The organism is Sorangium aterium, assembly GCF_028368935.1.
In the GTDB taxonomy this organism is placed as follows: domain Bacteria; phylum Myxococcota_A; class Polyangia; order Polyangiales; family Polyangiaceae; genus Sorangium; species Sorangium atrum.
The window spans coordinates 91,636-106,733 of record NZ_JAQNDK010000007.1; the positions used below are offsets into that span (position 1 = coordinate 91,636).

At 71.2% G+C, this 15,098-nt stretch carries 9 protein-coding genes; 6 read left to right on the forward strand and 3 right to left on the reverse strand.

Annotation, left to right across the window (positions count from 1 at the left end; translation table 11 throughout):
- Positions 1-185 precede the first annotated feature (185 nt).
- Entirely contained in the window at positions 186-587 is a 402-nt protein-coding gene (locus POL72_RS48205) for a hypothetical protein (RefSeq protein ID WP_272103971.1), read from the reverse strand.
- Positions 588-1,458: 871 nt separating this feature from the next.
- On the opposite strand from POL72_RS48205, the gene POL72_RS48210 reads away from it, so the two are divergent.
- The 3 genes from POL72_RS48210 to POL72_RS48220 all read left to right on the forward strand — a co-directional run bounded on the left by POL72_RS48210 (position 1,459) and on the right by POL72_RS48220 (position 7,602).
- Positions 1,459-5,424: a serine/threonine-protein kinase gene (locus POL72_RS48210; RefSeq protein WP_272103972.1), complete on the forward strand. Its 3,966-nt coding sequence runs from the start codon at positions 1,459-1,461 to the stop codon at positions 5,422-5,424.
- A 331-nt stretch (positions 5,425-5,755) separates the two neighbouring features.
- On the forward strand, positions 5,756-6,559 hold the full coding sequence (locus POL72_RS48215; RefSeq protein WP_272103974.1) for a hypothetical protein: 804 nt from the start codon (positions 5,756-5,758) through the stop codon (positions 6,557-6,559).
- 140 nt (positions 6,560-6,699) lie between these two features.
- Positions 6,700-7,602, forward strand: coding sequence for a LysR family transcriptional regulator (locus tag POL72_RS48220; protein WP_272103975.1), 903 nt, complete (start codon positions 6,700-6,702; stop codon positions 7,600-7,602).
- Here the strand turns inward: POL72_RS48220 and POL72_RS48225 are convergent.
- Positions 7,583-7,900 carry a putative quinol monooxygenase gene (locus POL72_RS48225; RefSeq protein ID WP_272103977.1) on the reverse strand — a complete coding sequence of 106 codons (318 nt, stop codon included), beginning with the start codon at positions 7,898-7,900 and terminating at the stop codon, positions 7,583-7,585. The genes POL72_RS48220 and POL72_RS48225 overlap by 20 nt on opposite strands.
- 649 nt (positions 7,901-8,549) lie before the next feature.
- Here POL72_RS48225 and POL72_RS48230 point away from each other — a divergent pair.
- Together POL72_RS48230 and POL72_RS48235 are read left to right on the forward strand one after the other, a co-directional pair.
- Positions 8,550-8,855: a PIN domain-containing protein gene (locus POL72_RS48230; protein WP_272103979.1), complete on the forward strand. Its 306-nt coding sequence runs from the start codon at positions 8,550-8,552 to the stop codon at positions 8,853-8,855.
- A gap of 272 nt (positions 8,856-9,127) precedes the next feature.
- Positions 9,128-9,469: an MbtH family protein gene (locus tag POL72_RS48235; RefSeq protein WP_272103980.1), complete on the forward strand. Its 342-nt coding sequence runs from the start codon at positions 9,128-9,130 to the stop codon at positions 9,467-9,469.
- Positions 9,470-9,582: 113 nt separating this feature from the next.
- Here POL72_RS48235 and POL72_RS48240 read toward each other — a convergent pair whose 3' ends face one another.
- A complete protein-coding gene (locus tag POL72_RS48240; RefSeq protein ID WP_272103982.1) occupies positions 9,583-10,425 on the reverse strand; it encodes a PfkB family carbohydrate kinase in 843 nt (280 codons plus the stop codon).
- Positions 10,426-10,917: 492 nt separating this feature from the next.
- On the opposite strand from POL72_RS48240, the gene POL72_RS48245 reads away from it, so the two are divergent.
- The gene (locus POL72_RS48245) at positions 10,918-14,721 is read left to right on the forward strand and encodes a M23 family metallopeptidase (RefSeq protein ID WP_272103983.1); all 3,804 of its coding nucleotides are present in this window, start codon (positions 10,918-10,920) and stop codon (positions 14,719-14,721) included.
- Positions 14,722-15,098 lie beyond the last annotated feature (377 nt).

Consider the following 15,098-nt stretch of genomic DNA (forward strand, 5'->3'; position numbering starts at 1 on the left):
GAACGGGGGGCTCTGGCCCGCGGGTCGGCTCATGGCCGTCGCCGCGGGCCGGCTTCGTGGCCGTCGCCGCAGATCGGCGGGCGAGCCCCGGCGCGACCGGCCACGGCTGCCCGAAGGAGGCGCGCTCTCGGCGCGCGGAAGGGAAAGCGGAGGGAGGGAAGAGAGCGAGAGAGGAGAGGAACGCCTCAGAAGGGGGCGTCGCGGAGCGTCTCCTTGTACTTCGTCTTGTACAGATCGTGACAGGCCTTGCAGCTCGCCTTGGCACCGTCGATGTCGCCCTTCTTGGCCTTCTCGATGCCCTCGTTCGAGATCGCGGCCCACTTGTCCATGCCCTTCGGCGGCCTCGCCGCCACGTACTTCAGCGCCTCCGCGATCTTCGCGCCGTCGCCGCTCGTCGTCGCCGACTGCATCACCGACTTCATCCAGCCCTGCATCGGACAGGCCTTCTGTCCTTTTGCACCGCAGCCGAAATCCTTCTTCTCGGCGACGGAAGCGGGGAGGTCTGAGGTCCCGCCGGCGGCCCACGCGGCTCCAGCAAAGCCAATGCCGACGCTCATCAACACGGCACTCATCAGCTTCTTGCTCATCGACATCCGACGTCTCCTGTGGGTAAGGGCAAGCGCAGCGAGAGACATTGCAGTTCCGCGGGTGGAAGTCAACAGCCACCTTGGTCGCCGAGCCGGCTCGCGAACGCCGCGGAGTCCGAGACGGCGTCGGGGGACAAAAACTTCATCACAAACACCGCCGAGGCGAAGATAACGTCAGGAGAGAAAAACTTCATTCATGATGTCCGCCCAGCGCTGTCTCCGTCCTCGCTCGCGCCGCGCGGACGCCCTGGCGCGACGCGAGGAGCGGAGGTGCCGGCCCGCCGGCGCGCGCCTCGGGGTCGCCCCTCCGGGCGCGCGCCGCCTCCGCGCCGGAGGAGCGCGCCCACCCCCGGGCACCGTCGGCCGGGGGGGGCGATTCCGCGAGCGAAGGACGCGTCGAGCATCGCCTCACCGGGTGGGCTTGGCTCTCTCTCCCTGGTGCTCGACATGACGCGATTACGCAGGTTCATCGACATGGCATGATGCGCTCTTCGATGCCTTTCAGATGCCTTGAACCGAGCCCGCCGAACACGGCACCCGGCGGCGCCCTCTCCGGCGCCGGAGCCGTTCGCCCGTCACGGACGCCCTCCTCGTCGACGGCTTACCTGCGCTCGGTGCACCACCCGGACGGCCTGCACACACGCTCGTGTCCGTCGAGATACCCTCGTTCGCACCGGCGGGCTGCCGGCGCGCGGAGCTCGGTCCTCCCCGGGCGCCCCGGGGGGTTCTTCGTGAGACTCCAGCCCTGACGCGTCGCATCGCGCGTTCGATTCGATCGCGGCCGCCGTGGAGGTGAGTCGCCATACCATCCCGGGCCTGTATCCAGACCAGGAGGGCGGCGCGCGTGATATCGCTGGATTCACGGCCGTTGATGCGCGTCGGAGAGATCGTCGACGAGCGGTTCCAGATCGAGGGCCTCGCGGGCTCGGGCGGGATGGGGCACGTCTACCGGGCGCGCGACCGGCGAAGCGGCGACACGGTGGCTCTCAAGGTGATTCGCCGCGCCGACAAGGGCGAGCTGAGCCGCTTCTCCTACGAGGTGGAGGCGCTCTCGGCGCTGCGCGTCCCCGGCGTCGTCCGGTACATCGCGCACGGCGTCGCGGCGGGCGGCAAGCCGTATCTGGTGATGGAGTGGCTCGCCGGGGAGACGCTCGCCGAGCGCATCGCGCGGCGAGCGCTCACCCCCGCCGAGAGCGTCGACGTCGTCGCGCGCATCGCGGAGACGCTCGGCGCCCTCCACGGGCAGGGCGTCGTGCACCGCGACCTCAAGCCGAGCAACCTGCTGCTCGTCGAGGGGCGGCTCGATCGCGCGATGGTGCTCGACTTCGGGATCGCGCGCTTCCGGATCGACCAGCAGCTCACCCTGCCGGGCACCGTCCTCGGGACCCCGGAGTACATGGCGCCCGAGCAGGCGCGCGGCGAGCGGCGCGTCGACGCCCGCGCCGACGTGTTCGCGCTCGGCTGCGTGCTCTTCAAGTGCCTCACCGGGCGCGCCGCCTTCCAGGGCGCCGGGGCGCTCGCCGTGCTGGTCAAGGTGCTCCTCGACGAGCCCCCACGCCTCCGCGAGGTCCGCCCCGACCTGCCGGACGAGCTCGACGCCCTCGTCGCCAGGATGCTCGCGAAGCAGCCAGACGGGCGACCCCGCGACGGCGCGGCCGTCGCCGAGGAGCTCCGCGCGATCGACCTCAGCCGCGCCGGCGCGGCGGACGGCGCCCACCCTGCCGCGCCGGCGCCGGTCCTGGAGCTTACGAGCAGCGAGCGGCGCGTCACGTGCCTCGTGCTCGCGCACGAGCGCTCGGCGCCCGAGGAAGTGACGCGCTCGCAGGAGGAGGAGCAGGCGCGGGCGACGGGCCGCGCCGAGGAGCTCTACGCGCTCGCCGAGCGCTACCAGGGCCAGATCGAGCTCATCGACGCGAGATCGCCGCTGCTCGTGCTGACGAGCGCCGAGGCGGCCACCGATCTCGCCGCGCAGGCCGCGCGCTGCGCGCTCTCGCTGCGCGGGCTGCTCGGCGGGGCGCAGGTCTCGCTCGTGACCGGCCGGGCCGAGCTCACGTCGCGCATCCCGATGGGCGAGCTCATCGACCGGGCCGTCCAGCTCCTGCCGTCGCGCGGCGAGCCGGGCGCGGTCGCCGCGGTCCGCATCGACGAGGTGACGGCGGGGCTGCTGGGCGGCCGGTTCGAGACGAGCAGCGAGGGCGGCGCGCGCTTCCTCCACGGGGCCCGGGACGACCTCAAGGTGACGTCGGCGCCGGCGTTGCTCGGCAAGCCGATGGCGTGCTTCGGGCGAGAGCGGGAGCTCGGCGTGCTCGGCGCCGAGCTCGAGCGGAGCATCGACGAGTCGACCTCGGGCGTGCTGCTGGTGGTCGCTGCGGCCGGCATGGGCAAATCGCGGCTGCGGCAGGAGTTCCTCGAGAAGGTGTCGTCGCGCAACGCACGGGCGGCCGACGGCGCGCGCGACGGAGGCGGCGCCGACCTGGCGGACGGCGCCCGCGTGGAGGTGTGGGTCGGCCAGGGCGATCCGATGAGCTCGGGCTCGGCGTTCGGGCTGCTGTCGCGCGCGCTGCGGAGCGCGATGGGCATCGTCGACGGCGAGCCGCTGGAGGAGCGGCGGCGCAAGGTGAGGGCGCGGGTCGAGCGCCACCCCGAGCTCGACGTCGGGCGCGTCAGCGCCTTCCTTGGCGAGCTCCTGGGCGCGCCGTTCCCGGACGACGACATCCGGGTCGGCGCGGCGCGGCGCAACCGGCAGCTGATGGGCGATCAGCTGCGGCTGTCGTGGGAGGAGTTCATCCGGGCCGAGTGCGCGAGGCAGCCGGTGCTGCTGATCCTCGAGGACCTGCAGTGGGGCGACCTGCCCACCCTGACGATGGTCGAGGCGGCGCTCCGGAGCCTCCGGGATCTGCCGTTCCTGGTGCTCGGGCTGGCTCGACCCGAGGTGCACGAGGCCTTTCCGGGGCTGTCTCAGGGGCGCTTCGGCAACCAGATGATGCTGCCGCCGCTCACGCGCCGGGCGAGCGAGCGGCTGGTGCGCGCCGCGCTGGGCGACGAGGCGAGCGCGGAGCTCGTGGCCACGCTGGTGGACCGGGCCGACGGCAACCCGTTCTACCTGGAGGAGCAGGTCCGCGCGGTGGCGGCCGGCCACGGCGCGGACCTGCCGGAGACGGTGCTGGCGATGGTGCAGGCGCGCATCGAGGCGCTCGACGCCGAGGCGCGGCGCGTGCTGCGGGCGGCGAGCGTGTTCGGCCAGGCGTTCTGGCCGAGCGCGGTGAGCGCGCTGCTCGGGGGCGCCGAGGTGACGCGCTGGCTCTCGGAGCTGGAGCGCCGTGAGGTGGTCCACCGGCGCGGCCCCGGGCGGCTGCGGGGCGAGGTCGAGTACCGCTTCCGGCACGCGCTGGTGCGGGAGGCGGCGTACGGGATGCTGACCGAGGCCGACCGGCGGCTGGGCCACGCGCTGGCGGGCGCCTGGCTGGAGGGCGCGGGCGAGCCCGACGCGATGGCGCTCGCGGAGCACTTCGAGCGCGGCGCGGTGCCCGCGCGGGCCGCGGCGGCGTACCTGCGCGCGGCGCAGCACGCCCTGGAGGGCAACGATCTCGGCGCCGCGATCGCGCGGGCCGAGCGCGGGCTCGAGTGTGCGCCGGAGCCCGCGGTGGTGGGGGCGCTCCGGCTGGTCCAGGCCGAGGCGCATGTGTGGCGGGGCGATCTCGCGCTCGCCGAGCAGCGGGGGACCGACGCGGCGCGGCACCTCGCGCCCGGCTCGGCGCCATGGTTCGCGGCCGTCACGCAGGCCGTCGCGGCCGCGAGCAAGCTGGGCGGCTTCGACCGCGTGGAGCGGTGGATGGGCGAGGCGGTCGTCATGGCGGCCTCGCAAGGCGCGGAGAGCGCGAAGAGCACCTGTCTCTCCATGGGCGCCTCGACGCTGGCCTTCACCGGGCGGCTCGCGGTCGTCGACGCGCTCATCGCGGAGGTCGAGCGCGCCATGGGCGACGGGGCGTCGACAGGCGCCGGCACGGGGGCCGAGGTGGTTGCGGGGCTGCACCAGGCGCGCGCTTTCCGCGCCATGAGCGGGGGCGATCCCGGCGCCTGCGTCACCGGCCTGGAGGCCGCGCTCGTGGCGTACGAGCAGGTCGGCGACCGGCGCAACGCGTGCATCACCCGCGCGAACCTGGGCTATTCCTACGGGGAGCTCGGCGATTTCGGCGGCGCCGAGGCGGCGCTCCGCTCCGTGCTGGAGGCCACGGAGCGGATGGGTCTGCACGAGGTGGCGGCGGCGGCGCAGGCCAGCCTCGGGCAGGTCCTCGCCTACGGCGGCAAGCTCGCCGAGGCGCGCGCCGTCGAGGAGGCGGCCCTCGCATCGAGCCAGCGGCTGGGCGACCCGCGCGCCGAGGTGGTGTCGCGCTCGTACCTCGCGAAGATCGCCCTGCTCGCCGGCGATTTCGCGGGCGCGGAGCGCGAGGCGCGCCTCGCCGAGGCGCTGGACAGCGCGTCGCCGTTCCGCGTCGCGGCCACGGCGATCCGCGCCCGGGCGCTGATCGGGCTGGGGCGCGCCGTCGAGGCGCTCGCGGCCGCCGGCGAGGCCCTGGCAGCGCTCGAGTCGCTCGGCGGGATCGAGGAGGGTGAGTCGATGATCCGGCTGGTCCACGCGGAGGCGTTCTCTGCGGTCGGCGACGCGGACAGGGCCGCTGTCGCCATTTCATCGGCGCGCGACAAGCTGCTCGACCGGGCCGCCAGCGTCCGCGATCCCGAGTGGCGCAGGCGCTTTCTCTCCCACGTCCCGGACAACGCCCGCACACTGGAGCTGGCGGCGCAGTGGGTCGGAATGGGTCCGAACTGTCGGAACTGAGCGTAGCTGAACGGAATCTGGCGTAATCTGGCGTAACCGGGCGTAACCGGGCGTAACCGGGCGTAACCGGGCGTAATCTGGCGTAATCTGGCGTAACTACGCGCCGTTTTGCTACGGGCGAATCTGCATCGAGCGTCAATTTAAGAGCTGACAGCCGCGGTGAATCACCGTACTCTAGCCTAGACGTGGAGAGTTCCCGGCTGTCGTTGTGCTGAACGACGCACCGGAGGGCGTGCTGCGATCGGGGAGCGTGGGTGCTCCCCTTGGCTCGCTACCGAGGTCTCATCACGTGAAAATCAAGGCTGTACTTGGATGCGCAGGTGTCCTTTTCGTGGCTACTGGCTGCATGGCGCCCGAGCTGGAGCTCGAAGCGCATGCTGAAGAGACAGAGGAGCTCGACACGAGCGCTGACGCGCTCGCGAGCGGCAATGCGCTGAGCGCCAATGCGCTGACGGCCAATGCGCTGAGCGCCAATGCGTTGAGCGCCAACGCGCTCAGCGCGAACGCGTTGGCCCCGGAGGCGGCCTCTGCGCTCACGGATCCTGGCGAGCGGGGCGACCTCTTTCGGACGCTCGTGAAGTACACGGTCAGCTGCGCCCTCAAGGAGTCCCAGTCGTTCCGTTTCTCCTGGACCGACCGCGCGGGCGCGACCCACAAGGAGGTTTATCCCGGACATCTCGGCCTCGCGCCCCGGTGGGACCGGCGCCCGCTCGATAAGGAGGGCAAGCAGATGGTCTCCGCGTGCCTCGCCGCCCACACGAACCGTTATGGCGTCTCGGTCCTTGTCTCGATGCGCTCCCGACAGACCCCGCTCTGCCACGAGGTCGAGGACGATGAGCTCGACGAGTACCCTCATGTCGAAGGGGCCTTCTGGGGGAACCTCTTCACGAAGACGCCGTACCTGCGCGCCTGCTACAACACCGCGAACGTCGATGTCTCGCGCTCGGCGAAGCGCGACTGCGCCGCCGGGCACGTCAATGCGGACGGGGAGATCGAGGGCTGCGGGATGATCGAGATCGTCGGGAGCTGCAAGGAGTCCTGCGGCAAGCTCGACCGCTCCGGGGAGTATTACAAAAGCTGCGATGATCCCGAGCTGGGCAAGACGCGCTACATCATCACCACCGCGCTGCGGTGACTCTCGCCATCCTGAGCAGAGGGGCCGCCGGTCATCTTCTCCCGCAGCAGCCCTGATCGGAGCCGAGCGAGCGCTCCTCCCTCCTTGGCCTCCTTGGCCTCCTTGGCGCGGGCGGCGTCGTCGGGCGAAGATGCGCGGCCATGGAGATGCATCAGGTCCGGTATTTCCTTGCGGTGACCGAGACCCGCAGTTTCACGCGCGCGGCCGAGCGGTGCGCGGTCTCGCAGCCCGCGCTCACGGCCGCCATCAAGAAGCTCGAGGAGGAGCTGGGCGGGCCGCTCGTCCTGCGCGAGCGCGGCGGCGCCAAGCTCACGGCGCTGGGGCAGCGCGTGCTGCCGCGGCTCCAGCGGCTGCGGGACGAGATGCAGGCCGTCCAGGTGATCGCGGACAACCACCGGCGCCTCAAGCAGGTGCCGCTCCGGGTGGGCATCCTCTGCACCATCGGGCCGGCGCGGCTCGCCGGCTCGCTGGCGGCGTTCCGCGCGGAGGCGCCGGGGGTGGAGCTGGAGATCGCGGTGGCCGTGCAGGGCGAGCTCCTGCGGCGGCTGGAGGAGGCCGAGGTCGACGTCATCGTCTCGAACCTCGGTGACGCCGTTCCGGACTGGTGCGTGGTGGCGCCCCTCTACGAGGAGCGCTACGTCGTGGTCCTCCCGCCCGGCCATCGCCTGGCCGCGCGCGAGGGCCTGCGGCTCGAGGATCTGGACGGCGAGCCCTACCTCGATCGGCTCGCCTGCGAGATGCGCGAGCAGGTGACGGGCGCGTGCGCCGCGCGGCGCGTGGACCTGTACGCGGCGTACCGGACCGATCGAGAGGACTGGGTCCAGAGCCTGGTGCACGCGGGGCTGGGTTTTGCGTTCATGCCCGAGCACTCGGTGCTGGTGACGGGCGCGTCGCAGCGCCCGCTCGTCGACCCGGCCCTCCGGCGCACCGTCGCGCTTGTGCGCTCGGGCGATCGCACGCTGGCGCCGGGCTTGCAGCTCTTCTGGGACGCGCTGCTCTCGCGCGCTGCCCGGGCGCGGCCGGTCACCCCTTCGCGGCGATGATGTCCACGTGCTCGATGACGGGCGGTGTGGCGAGCAGCTCCGGCGCCTTTGCCATGAGCGCGGCCGCGATGCGGCCCGCGAGGTGCTCCTTGCGCCCCACCTCGTCCGCGAAGGTATCGAAGATGCCGAACGTCGACGGCCCGATGCGCAGCGCGAACCAGTGAACCGTCCGCGGCTCCTCGGCGGCGAGGCCGACGGCGGAGCGGAGGAGGGCCTCGACCTCGGCCTCCTTGCCGGGCTTGGCCTCGATGCGGGCCAGGAGGGAGAGGGTCACGGCGGTCGGGGAAGCAGCGGTCATGGGATCCTCCTCTTCGGCGGCGCACGGCGCGCCGCGCTTCGGTGAGTAGAGTTGTAACGACGCGCGTCCGGGCGACCATTCGTTGTTCTGAATGGATCCATCAGCGCCGTGGATGGGCGCTTTCCGAGCTCCCGCGGCGGCCACCCCCTGCTGGACTGCCGCCGAGCGAGTCCCGACCAGTGTGGCGCAGTACTCAGTTTCGAGAATAGCGGCGAATCGGGAACGATCGACGGACGACCGCGGTGCAGCGGGCCGAGGTGCTGGGTTATCTGGGGCTCTGCGCGCTGGAGCCGGGCAAGCACCGGGAGGCCGCCGAGCACCTCGGGCAGGACGCCGTCCTGAATCGCGCGCTCCTCGACAGGTTCACGCGTGCGTTCAACCGGGCGGCCGAACGCGTCGGGAGGATCCACGTGGCGGCGTCTGCTCGATCGCCTTGGCGAGGACGGCATCTCAAACCCCGAGGCCCTTCTCTTCTGGGGAGCCATCGACGATCCGACGTTCGAGCGCCCCGCTCAACCCGCTCTCGAACAGCGTCAGGGTATCGAGTGAGGTACCTCCTCGACACCAACACGGTGATTGGGATCCTGCGCGCGAAGCACATTGGAATGCTCACTCGTTATGTGGCGGTGGCGCGCGCCTCCGTCTGTACGTGCAGCGTGATAAAGGCCGAACTGTTTTAAGGAGCGCTCAAGAGCGCGAAAGTCACGCAAAACCGCTCCGCTCCGCACAGGATGGTTTTCTGCGAGAGCTCGTCTCGTTCGATTTTGACGATCTCGCAGCCGAACACGATGCGCGCATCCGCTCCGATCTCGAAGGCGATGGTCAACCTATCGGGAGCATGGACCTTCTCATCGCCTCCATCGCGCTCGCGAATGGGCTGATCCTCGTCACCCATAATGTTCGGGAGTTCTCGCGCGTGAAAGGCCTGCCGCTCGAAGACTGGGAATCGTCGTGACCGACGCGCCCGCAGGGCGGAGTGTTCCGGCATCGAGGGCGCGGGGCAGGCGCCATCCTCCGCCTCCCGCCTTCACCCCGCGACGCCCGCCCGTCCCGCTTCGGCTTGCTGCGTTGCCAGCACGACAAGACAGGCGATGAGTCTCTCGGCCAGTTCCCCTGGCGTGAATCATCGATCGATGGGGGAGCGGCTCCACGGACCTTCGGCTCGCTGGAGCGATGTCGTGACACGGGCATCGATCCCGGCATGATGCCGTCTCGGGCGGAGACGGCATGACCCTGCGATCCGCGCTCGGAGATTTCGGCTCGACGGCGCCGGGGTCGAGGTTATCGTGCGACCCCGCAGCGCAATCGGGCCGACCCGCGGAGGGGAAGATGAACCAGGAAGAGCGGCAGGACGCAGCCACCTATCGCGTCGTCGTCGATCACGAGAAGCAGTACACCGTCTGCCCTGTCGAGCGCGCGATCCCGCGCGGGTCGCGGGAGGCCGGCAAGCAGGGATCCATCATGGAGTGCCTCGCTTATATCGAGCAGGCATGGGAGCGCCTGCGCGCCCCTGCGGAGGGATGCGCCCCGGCAGAGGTCGCCCGAGCGCGCGCGGAGTGGCTATCCTGACGCCGCCATGAGGCAAGGATGGCGGCGACGACGAGGTGGAGCGGGCGCGAGGGCGTCCCTCCGCTCATGTCGACCGAGGCGCCGGGATCCCTCCACGCGGGCGTGGATCTGCGTCACGGCGCGATGAGCCCGCTCTGCGTCTCGAGCGGATCGATCCCCCGCAGCACCGCGGCGCCGTGCGGTCCGGCGCGGCGACAGGCTTCCTCGACCGAGAGGCCGTGGGCGAGATAGAAGGTGAGCGCCCCGGCGAAGCTGTCGCCTGCGCCGTACTCGCCGAGGACGCGGTCCGGTGCGGGCGGCGCGTCGACCAGCGCGGCGCCCCCCGGGCGGAGGACGCGGACGGGGCGCGGCCCGTCGGTGAGCACCAGCGCGCCGGGGCAGGGGTCGTACGCGTCGAGCGGGGCGTTCTCGCGCGGATCGGAGGCGCTGCCGATGACCACGTCGGGCGCGATCGCCGCCGCCCGGAGCGCCGCGCCCCGGCGGGCCGTCACCACGAGGCGGCGCGCCGCCCGGGCGAGGCGCAGGCTCTCGGGGTCGGCGCCGGTGAAGTAGACGGCGTCGCAGCCGGCGAGGATCGACCACGGGAGCGGATCGGTCGCGGCGGGCTGGAGCGGGGCCCCGGTGACGATGATGGTGCGACGGCCCTCGGCGTCCACGACGACGACCACGCGCGGGTGGTCCACGGCGCGCGCGGCCGCGTGGACCTGCACGCGCCCCGGCGCGACGCGGATGCGCTCCTCGACGGCGCGCGCCGCCGCGTCGTGCCCGAGCGCGGTGAAGAGGTGGATCTCGGCGTCGCTCCGGCAGAGCTGAGCGAAGGCGAGGCCGCCGCCCCCGCCGGGCAGGAAGCGCGCGTCGAGCAGGTGAACGATGTCGCCCGGCTGAGGGACGCCCTCGGTGCGGCCGAGCGTCACGTGCTCGACGTGCCCCACGACGGCGATGCGCGGCGCTGCCATGCCGCTCGACATAGCACGGCGGTGACGCGCCGCGCGAGCGCCTCCTGGTCGTCGCCCGGCCGGGGCATGCGCGCCTCCCCAGCCCCCCGCGCCGCCGGCCATGCCCTGCGGCGCCCCTCGCCGGGCATGGCCGGCGGCGCGCGCGGGAAAAGAGGATCGGTGTCTGTCAGAAGACGGGCGGCCGCGGCGTAGGAACGGGGGTGGCCGGAGAGCCACACCTGATCCGCGTCGCAGCGCGCTCCTGCGCGCCGGTGCCAGCCGCCGTCGCGCGCTGGCGAACGGAGACGCACGCGCGACGGCCGCGCGACCCGCGACCCGCGACCCGCGACGGAGCGCTGGCCGAAGGGCTTCGTCTGCCCAGCTTCTCATCAACGATCCATGTCCAGAGGAGATCAACACCGTGCTTACTCACGCATTCGACAGATCCATCCGGTACCCTGCGCCACGCCCCGCCGCCGCGCTCGTCGCGGGCCGCGGGAGGACGGGCGCATCATGAGGAGGCTTTGCAAAGGCGCGCTCCTCGCGGCGCTCGCGCTCGGGAGCACCATCGCGAGCGCAGGAGACGCGCGGGCTATAGAGGGCGCCACCGCCTTCTGGAGCAACGCCGTCGAGGTCCAGGTGTCGGGCGGCGCCCTCACCCGCGGTCCGGGCTGGGGCTGGAGCGCCGGCGCCTCGTCGGTCCAGCAGATCGAGGCGGGCGACGGGTTCGTCGAGTTCTCCACGAACGAGGCGAACCGGACCAAGATCGCCGGGCTGAGCCACGGCGATGAGAGCCCGTCGTTCTGGGACATCGATTACGGGGTGCTCCTTCGCGCCGACGGGGGCGTGGAGATCCTCGAGCAGGGGTACGGAAAGGGCTACTTCGGGACCTACCAGGCCGGCGACGTCTTCCGCGTCGAGGTGTTCGAGGGCCAGGTGCGTTATCGCAAGAACGGGGTCGTATTCTATACGAGCCACACGGGGCCCACCTACCCGCTCGCGCTCGACGCCAGCCTGCACGACGAGGGCGCGACCGTCACCAGCGCCCAGGTCACGAGCTGCGCGGCCGGCGACGAGAGCTGCATGCCGCCGGGGTTCTGGAAGAACGTCCGCTACGCCCCGGCGAACGGGACCTTGCTGACGCGCAGCCCCGGCTGGGGCTGGCACGCCGGGGCCTCATCGGTCCAGCAGATCGAGGCCGGCGATGGGTTCGTGGAGTTCTCCACGAACGAGGCGAGCCTCGAGAAGATGGCGGGCCTCGGCAACGGCGACGTCGATCAGGGCTTCGGGGACATCGACTATGCGGTCTTTCTGCGCGCCGATGGAGGCCTGGAGATCGTCGAGCAGGGGGTTGGGAAAGGCTACTTCGGGACGTACCAGGCCGGCGACGTCTTCCGCGTGGAGGCGTTCAGCGGCCAGGTGCGTTACCGCAAGAACGGGCTCGTGTTCTACACGAGCGCCACGGCGCCCACCTACCCGCTCGGGCTCGACACCAGCCTGAACCACGAGGGCGCGACCATCACCAGCGCCCAGGTCGCGAGCTGCGCGGCCGGGGACACGAGCTGCATGCCGCCGGGGCTGTGGAGGAACGTCCGCTACGTCACCGCCAACGGAGGCGCGCTGACGCGAAGCGCCGGCTGGGGCTGGCACGCCGGCGCCTCATCGGCCGAGCAGATCGAGGCGGGCGACGGGTTCGTGGAGTTCTCCACGAACGAGGCAAACCTCGAGAAGATGGCCGGCCTCAATCACGGCGACGCCGATCAGGGCTTCGGGGACATCGATTACGCGATCTACCTGCGCGCCGATGGAGGCCTGGAGATCGTCGAGCAGGGGGTTGGACAGGGGTACTTCGGGATGTACCAGCCGGGCGACGTCTTCCGCGTCGAGGTGTTCAACGGTCATGTGCGTTACCGGCAGAACGGGATGGTGTTCCACACGAGCAACACGGCGCCCACCTACCCGCTCGGGCTCGACACCAGCCTGAACCACGAGGGCGCGACCGTCACCGGGGCCCAGATCATGAGCTGCGCGGCCGGGGACGAGGCCTGCATGCCGCCGCAGGAGTGGAAGAACGTCCGCTACGCCACGGCGAACGGAAGCCTGCTGACCCGCGACGCCGGCTGGGGCTGGCACGCCGGGGCCTCGTCGGCCGAGCAGATCGAGGCGGGCGGCGGCTACGTCGAGTTCTCCACGAACGAGGCGGACCTCCAGAAGATGGCGGGCCTCGGCCACGGCGACACGGACCAGGGCTTCGGAGACATCGATTACGCGATCTACCTGCGCGACGACGGGGGCCTGGAGGTCTACGAGCAGGGCGTTGGACAGGGATACTTCGGGCCCTACGAGGTCGGGGACGTCTTCCGCGTCGAGGTGTTCAATGGCCAGGTGCGCTACCGCAAGAACGGGATGGTGTTCCACACGAGCACCACGGCGCCCACCTACCCGCTCGGGCTCGACACCAGCCTGAACCACGAGGGCGCGACCGTCGCCGGCGCCCAGGTCGTGAGCTGCGCGGCCGGGGACACGAGCTGCATGCCCCCCGGGCTATGGCAGAACGTCCGCTATGCCACCGCCAACGGAGGCGTGCTGACACGAAGCGCCGGCTGGGGCTGGCACGCCGGGGCCTCGTCGGCCGAGCAGATCGAGGCGGGCGACGGCTACGTGGAGTTCTCCACGAACGAGGCGAGCCTCCAGAAGATGGCGGGCCTGAGCCACGGCGATGTCGATCAGGGCTTCGGGGACATCGATTACGCGATCTACCTGCGCGCCGATGGAGGCCTGGAGATCTACGAGCAGGGCGTTGGACAGGGGTACTTCGGGACCTACCAGGCCGGCGACGTCTTCCGTATCGAGGTGTTCAATGGCCAGGTGCGGTACCGCAAGAACGGGCTGGCGTTCCATACGAGCCTGACGGCGCCCACCTATCCGCTCAGGCTCGATACCAGCCTGAACGACGGGGGCGCGACCGTTACCGGTGCCCAGGTCGTGAGCTGCGCGGCCGGGGACACGAGCTGCATGCCGCCGGGGTTCTGGAAGAACGTCCGCCATGCGCCGGCGAGCGGGGGCTCGCTGACGCGCGCCGCCGGCTGGGGCTGGCATGCCGGGGCCTCGTCGGTCCAGCAGATCGCGTCGGACGATGGCTACGTGGAGTTCTCCACGAACGAGACGAACCGGTACAAGATGGCGGGCCTTGGCCACGGCGACGCCGATCAGGGGTACGGAGACATCGATTATGCGATCTACCTGCGCGGCGACGGGGGACTGGAGGTCGTGGAGAACGGCTACGGACAGGGCTACTTCGGGACCTACCAGGCGGGCGACGTCTTCCGCGTCGACGTGCAGAGCGGCCAGGTCCGCTACCTGAAGAACGGGGCCGTGTTCCACACGAGCAGCGCAACGCCCACCTACCCGCTCGAGCTGGACACCAGCCTGTTCGATGAGGGCGCGACCATCACGAACGCGTCGATCTCGGGCGCCGGCGGCGGGGGGGACCCGACCACCGGCTGCGGCGAGGTGGGGCCCGGCGACGAGCTCAGCGACACGAAGGTGCCCACGTTCTGCAATCACCCCACCACGATGCCGAACGGGGACGCGCCGCCCATGGGGCAGTACTTCGGCCATACGTGCACCTCGGTCGTGCTCCAGACCGTCTATTACACGCACACGTCCGGCAACCACAGCGGGCTCGACTTCTCCGTCCCGGCGCGCAGCCCCTTGTACTCGGTCGGCTATGGAAAGGTCATGTGCGCCGGGCCAGACGCCTGCGTGGGCAGGTACCCCACCGCCCGGGGCGCGCCCGCCCAGATCGATCTGACGATCCGCTATGGCTCGGTCTACGTCATCTACGGGCACGCCGCGTCGACCCTCGTCGCGGAGGGCGATCTCGTCGTCCCGGGGCAGGAGATCGGCGAGTCGTCGGACTGGCCGAACAACGATCACCTGCACTTCGAGGTCCGCCGCGTCGCCGACAACAAGGCGCCGAACCCGGTGCCGTTCTTCTCGCCGGACATCCGGGGCTATCTCGAGGGCACCGTCACCGACGCGCACTTCTGCACGGGGCACTTCGATGATCAAGCGGACGTGGGGTTCACGTCGACTACCCAGCTCGATGAGCGGCCGTGCACGGACGCGAACGACGGGACGACCGGCCCGATCCGCTGCCAGGAGGTGTGCGACTACAGCCCTGCGGACTGCGAGGTAAAAACCTACCCCAACGGGCGCAGGGAGGTGCACGAGTACTGCAGCGGTTTCAGCTGCGGCGGCGGCACCTATGCCTGCGGGCTCCGCCGGAATACGGCCGCCCAGGCGTGCCCGTGACGCCCGCGCCGTGACGCCGCCCATCATCGGCGTGCGCCGTTGAGCCGAGCTCGCCGGCGCCGCCGCCGCGCCTGACATCGACATCCATCCCCGCCATGGCGCCGCCACCCCTGAGGTGGAGCTCTCCTCGGATTCTCCCGTCGTTTCGCGTCGGCATGGGGTGTGCTCGAGGCCGAGCGTCATGCCGACGCTCGAGCACAACGCCCTCGTCGAGATGTTCCGCGAGGACCTCTCCGGCGACGAGGCGTCAGCGGCAGAAATGTCTATTGTTTCAATGGGTTCCGACTGACGCTCGGCCGAGTCGTCATCCGGCGTGGCCCAACGCGGGCCCAACGAACCGCCTGTGAAGGCGCCAGCGTCCGCCGTGGCGGGGGCGG